Here is a 15,126-nt window from a genome sequence, read left to right on the forward strand (position 1 = left end):
ACTTATCCTTTATAACAATATTATAGCATTTTTAAGACATAAATATGTAAGTTTTTTATTATATTTATGTTTTTTCTTTGTTTTTTTAAAATAAAATATTATTGAAAATCGATAGCTTACAGTTTTATTATAATATTTTTTTAAAGCAAAATTAGATAAAATTAATAATTTTATTAGCCTTAAATTTCACAGCAATTTTTGATATTTTTCTATCAAAAATTGCTCTCAAATTTGTCTATAAGAGCAAAAAAAATAGCCATTTAAAGTCAAATGGCTAAATCACTATTTCGGTTTTTTAAAAACATAATTAACTAAAAAATTACTAATGGTTTCTGCTCTTTTTTAATACTTGAATAATTAGTAAAATTTTTGTCTATATTTTTATTTCCTTTTTGAGTATTAATGTCAACATATTCAACTGACAAATTTCCAATTTTATCTAGAATTTGTTTTTTAAATACATTATAGTTTTCATTAGTTTTAAAAGATTTAGGAAAATCATTTCCATCTTTTAAAACTAATTTATTATCTTCATATTTATAGTATTTAAAGTTTTTATCATCTTTATCTGGGTTTTGAGGTAATATATGATCTAAATTAACTTTTTTAGCTTTTAAACGCTCAAAAGCTAAATCAAAAGAAATCATTGTATTTTTTGTATCTTTTAAATGTTCTTCACATAAAGTTAGTAAAATACATGTTAAATGTTTATTTTCATATGCTATATAACTTTCAATTTTTTCTTTTATTTGCTCAGCTTTTATATTTTTTATACTTCATTCTTTTTTAATAGCTTCAATAATTCATTGTTTGTCTATTTTTTGTTTTTTTATAGCATTAGAAATTAAGAAATTTAAAAATTCTGAGCTTTCTTTTTCATTATTATTCAAAATGAAGTTATAAACTAAAACAAATCTCATTATTTCAGAAATAATAGTTGTAGCATCTTCTATTTTTAATTTTTTATTAAGTCATTCACTTATTAAAAAATAAATGAATATATCTAATGCAGGAAATGAAAAAGTTTTTGATAAAGAAAAATAATAATTAAATTCTGATTTATTAGCTTTTTTATAAACTTCATTTTCGTTTATAAAAAAGGCAAAATCATTACTTCTCTTTTCTAATTCTTTTAAAAATAATTTAATTTTTGTTTCTAAGTTTCAATTGTTTTTTTCATCTTTACTTAAAGCTCATTTGTTTAAATAAATTTTTTCAAGATTTTGTTTTGTGATATTTTCATTTATATTTTTAAAATCAATTGAGGTTTTTAAAAAATATTCAATAAATTTTAAAACTTGATTATTTACTTTAGAAGTTATATTGTTTCAGCTTAAAGCTTCGCCATATAAATCGGAATCTTTACTTGCTAAAAATAAATAGCCTTTAATTAATTCGACTTCTGATAGATTTTCATTTTTATAATTTAAATTATCATAAATTTGTATTTTATTAATTTTTTCTTCAAAAATATTAGAACTAAAAAAGACTTTGTTTAAAAAATAGTCACTAAAGTTAGAAAGCTCTTTACTAGATTTAGGAAATTTTTGATCTATAAAATCAAAAATTTGTTTAAATGGTTCTAAAAGTTTAGAATCTAATGGATTTAAATTTTTAATTTCAAATTCATTTAAAAAAGATTCTTTATCAAATTCTTCTTTTGTTAAATTAACAAAAGTTTCAACAGCAAAATATTTTAAAACTTCTTCTTCAAATTCAAGTATTTTTCTTTTTTGCTGAAAAATAGTTTTTAAAATAGGAAAGTTTTTTAACTTTTCAGAACTTAATCTATTTTCTAATATTCTTAAAATAAAGCAAACTGTAATTATTCTTTGAAATCCATCAATAATTTCAAAACCTACATTTGAAGCTTCTAAATTCTTTTTATTTATTAATTTTAAAAGAGTAATATTACCTAATCAATAACTATCTTTTTGGCTAACAAAAGCATCATAAATATCATTTAAAAATGTATTTAAAGTTTCTTTAGATCAACAATAGTTTCTTTTATAATATAAAACTCTTAAATGTTCTTTAAAGATTTCAGAAACAAAAATATTTTTTAATTCTAGCATTTTTCTTTCTTGCATAAGCTTCCTTTTCTTTTCTATTTTTATTTTACTAAAAAGTTATTTAAAAGCAAAAAAAAGTAAATAAAAAACCCGTACGGGTTGGCGCTAATTTAAGGTTTTTTACCTTAGTATAACAATGGTGCGGATGAAGGGAATCGGACCCTCGTATTCAGATTGGCAACCTGATGTTCTACCATTGAACTACATCCGCAAATGGTGCAAGTGATGGGAATCGAACCCACGTATTCAGCTTGGAAGGCTGATGTTCTACCATTAAACTACACTCGCAGTTATGTAATTATTATACAATAAAATTTTTAAATTAATTAATTTTTACAATTTTTATTAGATTTTTAAAAAATACATTAAATCTTTTATAAAAAGTTAATAAAAGTTGTTTTTTGCAAAATAAAACACTAAAATTAAATTTTTTTTAAATATTGTGCTAATAATATAAGCATTAAAAGGAGTAAATTATGAAACTAACAAAAAAATTTTTTTTATTAACATTAACTTCTGCTACATTAGCTTTACCAATTGTAGCTGCTAGTTGTGAAACAAAAGATGTATTAAAAACAATTAATGATTTAGCTAATTCATCAGATAATTCAAATGGCGATTCTACTAGTGTAGAAAAAATTAATTCAGGTTCTGCAAATAGTACAGGAAATGAAAATACTTCAAATGAAAGCGCACCTTCAACTAGTTCAGATCAAAATTCAGGTTCTACAAGTTCATCAAATCAAGCAAACCCAGAATCTAATAATTCTTCAGAATCTAAAGCACCCGCTAATGAGGAAACTAATAAACAACAAGCTAATTCAGGTTCACAAAATAGTACTGAGCATACAAATGCAACGCCAGAACATGGTACAGCAACTTCAAAACCAGTAAATAGACCAGCCGAACATACAAATATACCAAGCCCGGCACCTAGTCATTCAACCCAATCTCAACCACAACCTCATTTAACCCCAGCTCAACCTCAAAATCATCCAGTGCCAACACAACCACAAAGTCAACCTAAACCATTTTTATATGATGGAACATCTTTACTTTTAAATAAAATAGATGCTGGTTCTGAATCAGAAAATGCTTATCAAAGTGAAGTAACAAGAGTAAGAGAAAGATATGCTGAAGAATTGAAAAAAATTAAAGATAAATATAAATTAACTGAAGCTGAATTAAGCAAAGTAGTTTTAGCCAGAGCTGCTGCAATTAAAGCAAATAGAGGAGCTTATTATTATTTAGACCCTAAAGACGATTCTTTAAAAAATGAAGTCAAAGCTCCTAAAATAGAAACTGAAATTTTAGACTCAATGATGAACGCTTATGATTTGGTTCTTAATAAACATTTCTTTAATTTAACTGATGGCGAAATGGAAACAAATTTTAATACATTTATTGGCTATTTAAAAACTGCTAGTCCTACTCTTAAAACATTTTTAGAAAAACAAGGATCAAATCAAACACTTTCAGATTTAAAAGACAAATACAAAAAAGCTTATAAAGACTTTTTAAAAATGATTTTAGTAAAATCACCCGAATTAAAATCTTTACATGATATATTAAATGCAAATGTAACAAAATTAGCCAAAGAAGTTAACCTTGATGATTTATTTTCAACATCATATGAAAATAAAAATGCTTATAATGATGCAATGATAGCGCTTATTGAAAAAGTAAACATTTATTCAAAAGGTGTAAAAGCATATGTTGCAAGAGATTCACAAAACTTAAATGAATTTAAATATTTTGCTGATCAAAGTTATAATTTAATTTCAGCAGATTTAAAACAAAAATTTCCAAACTCAACCTCTTTTGATCAACTAAAAAATCCTAATTTATCAAAAGAAACTTCAATGCTTGAAGCAATAAAAAATAAAAATTATTTAGCAAACACAAATCTAGAAGCTTACAAACCTTTATTAGACGCAACAAAAGGTTTATTAAGCAATTATGAAGAACAAATTAGAACTCATGATGCTTCTAAAACTGTAAAGCTTGAACCAATTTATACAAAATATATAACAAAAGGTTTAAAAACAAATAAACTTAATGATACTGAATTTACAGCAATAAATTATTATATTTTAGTTAAACTTTTAGACTCTTTATTAAAAATAAATTAAAGCCAGGTTTAAAACCTGACTTTTTTAATACAAAATAAAATACTATAAAAAAAAGAATAAAAAAAAATGGCGATCGTGGCAGGATTCGAACCTGCGACCACATGCTTAGAAGGCACGTACTCTATCCCCTGAGCTACACGACCACACATAATTATTTTAGCACAATAAAAAATAATTTAACAAAATAATTAATTTTTATTTTCGATTATTATTTTGGCTACATTTTTAGGAATTACCTTAATTAATTCAGAATAATCAGCATTATTTATTGCTTCATAACTTTTAAAATGATCTAATAATTTTTCAATACTTTTTTTACCTATTCCTTTAAGTTTTAATAAAGGATTATTTAGCATTGTCTTTAAATGTTTGCTGTGATATCTTGATTTTACAAACTTATCAACTTCAGTTTGTAATCTAGCTAAAAAATCAAAAACATCACGTTCATCTATTTTAATTTCAATGTTTTTTTCATTTATTAATGATCTTGTTTCATGTTTTTCATTTTTAATAAGTCCAAAAACCGGAATATCTAAATTAAGTATTTTTTGTGCTTTTTTAATTTCGTTTATTTGCAAAATATTACCATCAGCAAAAATCACATCAATGTCTTTAAATTCTCTTAAATAATTTAAAGCACTTTGATAAATATAATTTATATCGCCATTTTTATTAAAATCATTATCTAAATTATAATAACGATACATTTTTTTAAATGCTTGACCTTCTTTATAAGCAATTGCTCCACCTATGATTTGATTAGTTCCTTTTAAAAATGAATTATCAAACATAACTATTAAGTTTGTATTTGTTTTTAAATACAAACTTAATTTATTTTGTGCTTCATAATTTCTTGATTTATCTAAATTAAATTTAGCTATTTTATTTTCTAAATTATTTAAAACATTATTATTTGCTTTATTTAATAAATCAATATATAAACTTGATTCATTAAATACTATATTGCTTTTTAAATCTAAATCATAATCTTTAAATTCTTTATTTAAAATAATTTCATCAACTAAATCATTATTTAAATAAAATTCATTTAAAAACTCGTTTATAAAATCTTGTTTTGATAATTTTATTTCAAAAACATAATCGCTTTGTGAAACTAAAGCGCCAAAGCGATATGACATAATACATATAACCATTAAATTATCTTTTTCTAAAAAAGAAAAAACATCAATTGATTTAGTTAATTTAATAAAAATATTTTGATCTTGTTGGTTGTAATTTAATAACTCTAAAATATCATTATAAAACTTTGAATATTCAAATCTTAAATCATTATTAGCTTCTTCAATTTTCTTTTCTAATTCTTTTTTAAAACTAAGACCGAATTTCATTATTTCTTTAGCTTTATTAAATGCTTCAAAAGCAAACTCTTTTGTTTGCTTTTGAATAATTAAACCATCTTTTGCTAAAAGCAAATGATGTAAATAAGTTAATAAAGGTTTAAAGTTTTTATTATTAGGTAAAGGACCATAATAGATTGCATTTTTTTGTTTTTTATAATTATTTTTAATTTCAATTTTTAATTCATTATTAACTAATTTAACTCTTATATATGGAAAAGTATTTTGAGAAGGAAACAAAACATTATAAAAAGGACGATATTTAGCAATAAGCTGTCTTTCTAAAATAAAAGCTTCTCTATCACTATCTAAAACGATAGTATCAAAAGATGCTATTTTTTCTAGCATCTTAGGTGTTTTATAAGAGTTCAGCATATTTTTATCAAAATATTGAGCCATTCTTTTAGCTAATGATTTAGCTTTACCAATATATATAATTTGATTATTTTTATCTTTTCATAAATAAACGCCAGGTTTATCTGAAACGTTTTTTATTGCTTCTTTATTTATCATTTTTAGGTTTACCTTCAAAAAAGCCTTGTAATAAAATATTATAACGTTTAAAAGGATCTATATTAAAATCACGTACAGCATATTGAAAAGCACGATCTTCAGCTCAACCTACTAAATCTTCTTTTAGTTCAGGTTTTTGAGTCATTTGTAAACAATAATCAGGTTTTTTTGTTTTTATAAATGGAATATCAAAATTGTCATAATGACTTTTAAAATTAATTGATGGATTAAAATCTTTAATTAAGTTATGAAACGTTCTATAATAAAACAAACTATTTAAATTGTTTTTTCTTCCAAATTGACATACTACTGCATAATATTCATTTTTTTCAGCTAAGCTAAACATTGCGCAAGGTTCATGAATAATTTGTTTTGATTTATGATCTTCTATTATCATTGAAAAATATGGATGAGTTATATTTTGCATGCTGTCATGTTCTTCTTTTGTAATTTTATATAAAAATAAAAAATCTGAAATAGGAAAATGACTTGTTGCTTTTTCAATTTCAATAAAAGCTTTTAAATTTTCTTCAGTTGCTGAAGGATTTTAGAAAAAGGCATATCTTCTGGTGCTAAAAAAACACGACCAACTTCTAATTTAGTATATACATAAACATTCTCAACAATTTCATTTGTTTCTTCATTTAAAACATTAACAAAAAAACGTTGATATTCAGGGAATAACTCTCATCTATCTACTAAAAATAGCTCTTCTTTTGTTATTTCAAAAACTGTTCCTTTAACTTGAGATGCTTTATCTTTTTTTAATAAAAAATATAATGTATCGTCTACACATTTAGCATATCCATTTAAAGAAGCTTTAAATTTTTTTGTATTTTCATTAAATAAATTTTTATAAAATAATTCATCTTGTATTGTTCCATAACTAAACAATAATATTTTGTTTTCTTCTTTTACCATATTAATATTATAATTGTTTTTATTTTTGTTGTATAATAATTATGCCACGGGAATGATAACCTTGTAATCTGGTCAGGATAGAAATATAGCAGCCACGTCGAGAAGTATTGTGTTCTGTGGTCTTTTTTTTATTATCTTAATAACTAGTAAATTTAGTTGCTTTTATATATAATTAAAATAGGAGAAAAAATGTATTATTCAAAATCTTTAATTCCTTTAAATCAAGATGATTTTAAAGGTTATATATTATTTAAAACAATTGAGTTTACTGTTTATATAAAACTTTCAGAAAAACCTATTTTAAATTCACAGTTAATATTAAATCAAATTACAAATCCAAGTCAATATGATTTAGAAACTTTTAAAAATTTATATGGTGATCTAAAAGAAATATTTATAATTCCAAATACCTTAACTTTTTCTTTAGAAACTATAAATATTTGAGATGATAGAAATCCAGATAATAATTTTGTAAATAGCAATGTTTTAAAAGAAGCTTTAAATAATTTAGTTTTATTTTTAAATCGCAAATCCGAAGACATTGTTTTTATTTTGATAGCTGAAATGGAAAATGCACCAAAAGGCTTTCAGTTATTTGTTCAACCATATTATATTTTTGCAAATCCAAGTTTTGTTGATAAAGAAATCACTGAGATGACTAAAGATATTGAAATGGCCCCAAAAGATTTAATTATAGTTGAAGCATATGAAAACTACAGCAAGCTTTTACCTAAAGCTAATCAAATCTTTTTAGATAGACAAAATCCTATAGCTGAATATCTAAGTTCTAAAATGGCTGTAATGGTTGAATCAGCACTTGAAAAAATTGAACAAAAAACCGTTTTAAATTAAAAGTAAAGAGTTTAATCTCTTTACTTTTTTTATTCTTTATTTGGAATTTCAGGTTCTGAAAATAAAATAGAATTTAAATCTTCAACTGGTTTTTTATCTTCTATTTTTGCTTTTTCTTTTTTGACTTTTATTTCACTTGTAATTGTTTGAGTTGGGCTTATACTTACATTATTATTTTTATTTTCGTTATTATCGCTATTTTTTTCTTCAAAAAGAGCTTCTTCTTTTTCCATATTCATTATGTCTATTAAATCTTGTTTTTGTTCAGCTGTTAAATCAAGATTATAGTTTATATATTTTTGCATTTGCTTTTCTTTAGTTAGTTTTCTAAAAATGAATTTGCTGTCTTCTAAAACATATGGAGTTCAAAAATAGTAGTGAATATGAGGATAGAAAATACGATCCATTTCGATCGAAATTAAACATAATTTATTTTTTCTAATATATTTTTTAAATAATTTATATCTTCAATTAATAAGTCTTTTTTTACTCATATTCATCTTCTTTTTTATTACTATAAAATTAAAACATATTTTTTAATTTACTTTAAATAAAAATAATTATTTTTATTATTTAACCTAGTTAATTCTCAAATTTGCAAAAAAGTGTGTATTTTTTTTTTTTTTCAAAATAAAAAGCCACATCTTGCGATGTAACTTGTTTTAATTAAACTAAACGGTTGTAGTATTCAACGATTAAAGCTTCGTTTATTTCGTGTGCAAATTCATTTCTTTCAGGAACTCTTGTAAATGTTAATTTAAAGTTTTCTTTTGTTAATCATGGAGAAACAGTCATAACTTCCATTGCAGCTTTCATTTCAGCATTATTTTGAAGTGAAGCTTTCATTTCAATAACTGATCCAGGTTTAATTAACATTGAAGGAATGTTTGCTTTGTGACCGTCAACTGTGAAGTGACCGTGGTTTACGAATTGTCTTGCTTGAGCTCTTGTTCTTGCTCAACCAGCTCTGAATACTAAGTTGTCTAATCTTGATTCAACCATTTGTAATAAGTTAACCCCAGTAACACCGTGTTTTTTAGATGCTGCTAAGAATAGGGTTTTGAATTGACGTTCATTTAAACCGTACATGTATCTAACTTTTTGTTTTTCGTACATGTGTAATTGGTAATCTGATGGTTTAGCTCTTTTAGCACCGTGTTGTCCAGGTGCTGTTGTACGTTTTTTACCTTTAGAAAATTCTTTGTTATTTTCTAATAAAGAAGTTCCATATCTTCTTGATCTTTTAAACATTGAGCCTGTAAATCTTGACATAATATTTCCTTTCTAAAAAGCAAAGGAAAATAATTCTTTTTAAAGTTTTTTATTCTAATGATTTCAGAATACAGCTTACCTACTATCAAATTTATAACAAAATAAAAAACAATTTAAAAATATTATTTTGCTGTTCCAATGCATATACTATTTTACACTAAAAAAGTTAAAAACTTTTATAAAGTTTATAAATAAACTAAAAGTTTTTTTAAAAGTATAAAAAAATAGGTTATAAACCTATTTCTTTAAAAATCATGGAATGTCATAATTATGTGGATCTTTTATATTTAGATTATATAAAATTGAAGCAAATGAATTTGTGTTTTTTAATGAAAGTGGGTCTTCATTTTGATTATTTATTCCCATAAAGTTGTGACCTTTTGAAGCATAATTTCAAGAGTTTAAAACTTTTAAAGGAGTTCCTGAGTTAACTACAGTATTCAATCCTTCTTCACCAAAAACACCACTTCCTGAGTTACCTTGATTAAAGAATGCAGGAACATATCCATTTTGATAATCTAATCTAATTCCAGCTGAAGAAATTTTAGCTCTATTTATAATATATCCTGCTTGTTTTGCAAAAGGAAAACCGTTATTTCCGCCATGATATGCATAAGGTATATTATCAATATCATTTACTTTATCACCAACATAATTTAAATTGAAATCTGTAATATTTTTTCAATTTTCAAATCATAAAGCGGTTTCATATCGTCCATCGCTTTTAGCTTGTTTAATTATGTCTTTAATGTCAACTTCAATAATAGTTAAATCTGTTCTAACAGGATTTAAACCTTGATTATTTAATTGATCTTTTCCAGTTCAAACAACTTTTGGATATACACCAACAGTATATAAACCACCTCAATAACTATGACCCGCATTTATATTGTTGCTAAAGTATTTACCATAACGAGTTAAATATCTTCAAGCAACTTGATGACTGTTTTCTTTTAATGCTTTAATATTTTCATATTTTTCAACGTGGTTATTAGTTAATAAAAAGAATTTTGTATTATCTTCAGAATTTGAAGCTTTTCCAATTACAGTAGCTGAACCATAATTATAAGCCATTGTTCTTTCTCTTAAGTTTTTAAATAATGGAGTATTATTTTGATCAAAGTTTAAATATTCATTACTTAATAAATAACCTTCGTGGAATTTATATGAAACATTTTGATTTGGTGAATATTCAGTTCATAATTTTGAATAATCATTACTGAATAAAATTGGCATATTTTCTTGAGTATAGCTTAGTTTTTTATAATCAAATTTATTAGTTTCAAAACCAAAATCTTCTTTTTGTTTATTGTTTTCGTATCTAATAGTTATTTTAGCAGCTGCTTTTCTTAATAAAAATGCTTTATCAGATTTAAATTCTCCGCCTCTTGGACCAGTTAAATCTAAGGATCTAATAACTTCATCTTCAGGGTGTGAAATAAAAATTTTATATTCAACTTTTTCTGGTTTTAAACTAAAGACAATTCCTTCGCCATTTAATTCTGCTTTTAAAATTAATTTAATTGCTGGAGCATTTTTTCTTGTCAAACCATTAACATAATCTAAAGCATTAGTTGAAAATTCTTTAGTAATAGCGTGATTTTGCAATTCTTTTACATTAAAAGTGAATTTAAAAGGATCCCCAAAACGTAAGAAACGTCTTTCATCTTGGAATAATACATTACCAAATAAACTCATATCTAACTCAGCTGATGTATTTGTTGAATCTAATAGTGTTTTTTCAATATATTTACGTTTTAAAGTTCATGAAGCAGTATTTGTTGTTTCATCATAGCTTCAATATAAATCTTTATAATAAGCTTCAATTTCTCTTTGTCTTTTTACTGAGCTGCTTGAATATATTTCATGCAATGCATTGTTTTTTCATGTTAAATTATTTTCGCTTGCTGTTTCAGTAGAACTTGAAGCTTTTAAACCCTCAATTAAATATCATCTATTACCTAGAATTGCAGGTCCATTATTTGCTGGCTGATATTTCAATCTAATGTATGCTTTGCCTTGTCTTGCGTCTTTTATTTTAACATCAGCTATTTTTATAGTGTTTAAGTTTAAAGTAAAGTTATTATATTCAATTTCTTGAGGATTTGACTTGCCAGTTTCTTTATATTTAATATTTGCAGATTGTAACAAACTTTGTCCTATTTGACTTTTTAAATTTTCAGCAGTTATTTGGCTAAGGCTAACTAAATTTAAGTTTTCAAAAGTTATATTATTTAAAATAACTTCTGGATATAAATTATTTTTATAGTCATTTTGTAGATTATCTAAGGTTATATCTTTATTCAATAAGTATCTTTTATTGACATCATTTTTATCAATAAAACCTAATTTAAATGTCATTGTTTTAGCGTTTTTGTTATTCTTACCTTTTGAAGCTCTAACATCAATAAAGTAAATAAAATACTTATTTGATAATTCATTTAAATTAGTTTGATTTGTTAAATCTCCATTATACTTGATTTCATCAGTTGAAATTGTAATTGTAGAATTTTGAACAACTGTATTTTTTGGCGTCGCCTCTTTTGAATCTGGTAAATTATCAAATTTACTTGCATTTTCTGCATCTTTATTTTCATCTTCACTTCTAGCGACTTGTCCTTTAAAACCAATTAAATAATTTAATTTAGTATAGGCTTTTTGTTGAACAATATCTTCAGGATCTACTAAAGCATAGCCTAGTTTTTGATTTTTAGAATTAATGTATGCTTTTGTTCTTCTATATGTAAAGTTCGTTGAGTTAATATTTTGAATTTTCGTAATATCGCTAGAATCTATATTTTGATATCCATTTCCAGTAAAATCTTGAGAACTAAATACGCTATTATTTCTTGGGTTAATATCTTCGAACATTAAAGGCTTAAAGTATTTTAAATGAACTTTTCTCATAGAATCTTCTGTTAAACCTCTTGGTATTTCTACTTCTTGTCCATTATGTTTATATCAAAGAACTAAATCTACTGCCCCATTTTTTGTATCTACATTTTTAACAGATTTTATGTAAACTTGATATTGACCAAAAGAAGGAAATGTATACAATCTTTCAAGATCGCTCTTTACTCTAGCAGCGTCTCATGCTACTAATTGAGAATGAGTTTCAAGTTTATTTTTTACTTCTTCTTTTTCTAAAACATGATCGCTATATTTTTTATTTGCTTCGTCAACAGTTTTAAATTCAGTATATCCTAATAATCTTAAAATTCTTTTTTCATCTTCTCTATTTGTAGCAGTAGCGGCATCTCCTAAATTTTTAACTTGTAAATATGCGTTTTTAGTAGTACCATCCTTATTAATTTTAAATTTAATAATGTTTTCGTTAGTATCAACATCTATTAATAAATCATCTGAATATGGGATTAGTTGTTCTTCAGTAATATTTTTTGTTATATTGGAAATTATACTTTTAAATCCTGCTATTCTTTCTTGTTCATTTAACTGATATTGGCTTTCACTCGATAGACGTCTAGCTGTAGGATTAACTACAAACTTGCTAATGCCAGTTGCATATAGAGTCATTTGTTGTGCAAAATAATTATCTAAACGAAATCCAAACTTAGTAGGATTAGTGTAATACTCTGTTGTTTTAAAATCATCTTTAAAATCTAATCTTACAGCCACATCACTATTTGCAATAAAATGTAATTTAGGCATAGGAACATCAACTGTTTTTAAAATGCCGTTATTAAATAAATAATCAACTTTTAATTTTGTTGCAGTTCCATCTTTTACTAAAAATCCATCTTTATGAATTTGATATTTAAAATATCCATTTATATAATCATTATTTTTTGATACATAATCATTAAATAAAGAATAGTCATTTGCTTGATCATAAGATAAAGTATTTAAATAATCATAATCAACTGTAAATAGATTTTCAATTGAAACTGAGTCAAGCGCATTTAATAAAGCATTAACATCTTTTGTAAATGTTAATTCTTTTTTAACTGTTGTACTAAAACTTGGATTATCTAAAGCTCTAACAGTATATGAAACTTTTAATTTTTGAGGTTCATGAATATCTACTGAATATGAAGTTCTTGTAACTTCTGTTCCTCTAGGTTTTATTAAAGAAGTATATAAATCAAAATTATTATCTGTAAATGACAAAGGAGTTAATTTATTTGTTAAGCCATATCTTTCTAAATTATCATTTAATTTTAAAGTTAGTTCTTGATTTACTCTAGTGCTAAATGCTGCTAAATCTCTTTCATGTGGAGCTATTATATAAGTTTGCTCAAATTGATTTAAAGCATTTTGTTTTTGAGTTAATACATCATTAAATAAACTTAAAGTTTGATTAGAATATAGAATTTTATTTAAATCATAAAAGTTATTTAAAATCTCATCTAATTTTTGTTGTTTATCTGAATCTAATTTTTTAGCTTGTAGGCTTTTAATTTTTTCAGTTATAGCTTGTAATTTAGTTTTTAAATTATTAATATCTAAAGTAGCTTGATCAGCTAAAGCTAAAGAGTTTATATTTGCTAAAACAGTTTGTTTTAAGGCTCCTAAATTTCTTAAATAACTATCTAATGAATCAATTAAAGAACTTAAAGCATCTATTTTTTTAGTTAATTCTGGATCTCTTTCACTATGTCTTGGACTAAATGCTGAAAGATTATTTTTAATTTGATCTAATTTTGAAATAAGTGTATCAGGTTCATTATTTAAAGAAAAATCAAGTTTATTATCAGAAGTAAATAAAGTAGATAATAAAGCTTTTAAATCATTTTTATTAGCTTCATTAATTAAAGCGTCATTTTTTTCATTATATAAATTTAAAACTTTATGAACTTTATTTTTTAAAGTACTTAATTTTTGTGCATAAGCATTAATTGCATCTTGAGTTTTTAAAGTTGTTTTTTTAGCATCAAATAAAATTTTATTTATAAATATATCATCTTCAAAAGAGTTTAAAATACTGTCAAAATTGCTAAAGTCTAAATTAGGATTTAATGATTCTTGATTAAATAAATTGAAAATAGATTTATATTCATCTAATTTAGTTCTTATTTCATCTATATTATCTAAATTTCAATCTTTAATTTTTTCATCATCTAAAAATCTTGCTTTTAAATCATTGTATTTGTTTTTAATAGCTAAACTAAAGCTATTAAAATCTTTACCTTGAAAAAGCATCATATATAGTTCTTTAAAAGTTAAAAATTCTTTAACTATTAATAAATAATCATTATATTTGTTAGCTAAAGCTTGAAGTGAAGTTAAAACATTTTCAGCATTAGGATCAGCATAAGAATTTAAGGTTCTAACAAATAAGCCTTTTAAATTGTTCTTAAATGCTTCATTTATTTTTTGATTTATTGGTAAAGAGATTTGATCAAAAATTTGACTTTTTAAACTATTAAAAGCATCTTCAGTATTTTTTGAAGCTTTTGCAAGTTCTATTTTTAAATCATCTATTGCTTTGTTTAATTTACTTAAAGAATCAAAAATAAAATCAAAAGCTGATTGATCTGAAATATGTTGATTGTTTACTATTGCATCAATATTTAATTTATTATCAGCAAATTTTGCATTATAATCAGCAATGATTGAATCAATATTCTTTTTAAGTGGAGATGAAGCTATTTCACTATCTGAACTAATTGAAAGTAAAGAATTATGACTTTCTTTTATTTTTTTAGCTAATAAATAGGTTGTTTTAATATTAATTATTTTCTTTTCAGCATCAGCATTTGAAGTAGAAGAATTTAAGTAATTATCAACTAATGAATTTGAAAATAAAGCAGTTATTTCAGGATAAGTATCTTCTGCTTTAAATTCTTCAATAGCTGAAAAAGAAGAACCTAAATTTACTTTTTTAAGTTCGGGTTTTGGTTGGTTTTTATTGCAAGCTAGAGTTAAAAAACCAGTAGCTGTCATTAAAAATAATGTAGATGATTTTAATAATAATTTTTTAGACTTTTTCATATAGACTCCTTATATTTTTAAAAATTATATTAAAAAAAATAACTATTGTATATT

9 protein-coding genes, 3 tRNA genes and 1 other RNA gene are annotated in these 15,126 nt (G+C 23.8%); 3 read left to right on the plus strand and 10 right to left on the minus strand.

All coding sequences use genetic code 4. The features are described from left to right. Window positions 1–311: 311 nt before the first annotated feature. The 3 genes from EGN60_RS03255 to EGN60_RS03265 all read right to left on the minus strand — a co-directional run bounded on the left by EGN60_RS03255 (window position 312) and on the right by EGN60_RS03265 (window position 2,360). Window positions 312–2,090 (minus strand): DUF262 domain-containing protein, encoded by a 1,779-nt coding sequence (locus EGN60_RS03255; protein WP_124724633.1) that lies wholly within the window; start codon window positions 2,088–2,090, stop codon window positions 312–314. Window positions 2,091–2,209: 119 nt separating this feature from the next. Beyond that, window positions 2,210–2,283: transfer RNA gene (locus EGN60_RS03260), tRNA-Gly, on the minus strand. Window positions 2,284–2,286: 3 nt separating this feature from the next. Then, a tRNA-Gly gene (locus tag EGN60_RS03265) sits at window positions 2,287–2,360 on the minus strand. Window positions 2,361–2,548: 188 nt separating this feature from the next. Between EGN60_RS03265 and EGN60_RS03270 the strand changes: the two genes are divergently transcribed. After that, complete coding sequence (locus EGN60_RS03270; RefSeq protein ID WP_124724634.1) at window positions 2,549–4,204, plus strand: variable surface lipoprotein; 1,656 nt, start codon at window positions 2,549–2,551, stop codon at window positions 4,202–4,204. Window positions 4,205–4,271: 67 nt separating this feature from the next. Here EGN60_RS03270 and EGN60_RS03275 read toward each other — a convergent pair. The 4 genes from EGN60_RS03275 to EGN60_RS03560 form a co-directional block, all read right to left on the minus strand. Further along, window positions 4,272–4,347, minus strand: a tRNA-Arg gene (locus tag EGN60_RS03275). 45 nt (window positions 4,348–4,392) lie between these two features. Then, on the minus strand, window positions 4,393–6,075 hold the full coding sequence (locus tag EGN60_RS03280; RefSeq protein ID WP_124724635.1) for a GIY-YIG nuclease family protein: 1,683 nt from the start codon (window positions 6,073–6,075) through the stop codon (window positions 4,393–4,395). After that, window positions 6,065–6,502 (minus strand): hypothetical protein, encoded by a 438-nt coding sequence (locus tag EGN60_RS03555; protein WP_245979659.1) that lies wholly within the window; start codon window positions 6,500–6,502, stop codon window positions 6,065–6,067. The genes EGN60_RS03280 and EGN60_RS03555 overlap by 11 nt, the downstream gene beginning before the upstream one ends. Before the next feature lie 92 nt (window positions 6,503–6,594). Further along, window positions 6,595–6,996 (minus strand): gamma-glutamylcyclotransferase family protein, encoded by a 402-nt coding sequence (locus EGN60_RS03560; protein ID WP_245979660.1) that lies wholly within the window; start codon window positions 6,994–6,996, stop codon window positions 6,595–6,597. 36 nt (window positions 6,997–7,032) lie between these two features. Here EGN60_RS03560 and ffs point away from each other — a divergent pair. Beyond that, window positions 7,033–7,129, plus strand: an RNA gene (ffs, locus tag EGN60_RS03290) — signal recognition particle sRNA small type. Window positions 7,130–7,185: 56 nt separating this feature from the next. Beyond that, window positions 7,186–7,848 carry a hypothetical protein gene (locus EGN60_RS03295; RefSeq protein ID WP_124724083.1) on the plus strand — a complete coding sequence of 221 codons (663 nt, stop codon included), beginning with the start codon at window positions 7,186–7,188 and terminating at the stop codon, window positions 7,846–7,848. Between the two features lie 29 nt (window positions 7,849–7,877). On the opposite strand, the gene EGN60_RS03300 is transcribed toward EGN60_RS03295, so the two are convergent. From EGN60_RS03300 to EGN60_RS03310, 3 genes are all read right to left on the minus strand, one after another. Next, window positions 7,878–8,348, minus strand: coding sequence for a hypothetical protein (locus EGN60_RS03300; RefSeq protein WP_124724084.1), 471 nt, complete (start codon window positions 8,346–8,348; stop codon window positions 7,878–7,880). Between the two features lie 166 nt (window positions 8,349–8,514). Then, window positions 8,515–9,120 (minus strand): 30S ribosomal protein S4, encoded by a 606-nt coding sequence (rpsD, locus tag EGN60_RS03305; RefSeq protein ID WP_124724089.1) that lies wholly within the window; start codon window positions 9,118–9,120, stop codon window positions 8,515–8,517. A gap of 237 nt (window positions 9,121–9,357) precedes the next feature. Further along, window positions 9,358–15,072, minus strand: a complete 5,715-nt coding sequence (locus EGN60_RS03310; protein WP_124724636.1) for an MGA_1079 family surface serine endopeptidase — start codon at window positions 15,070–15,072, stop codon at window positions 9,358–9,360. Window positions 15,073–15,126 lie beyond the last annotated feature (54 nt).

This window comes from Mycoplasma struthionis, from assembly GCF_003855455.1.
Classification (GTDB): Bacteria; Bacillota_I; Bacilli_A; order Mycoplasmatales; family Metamycoplasmataceae; genus Metamycoplasma; species Metamycoplasma struthionis.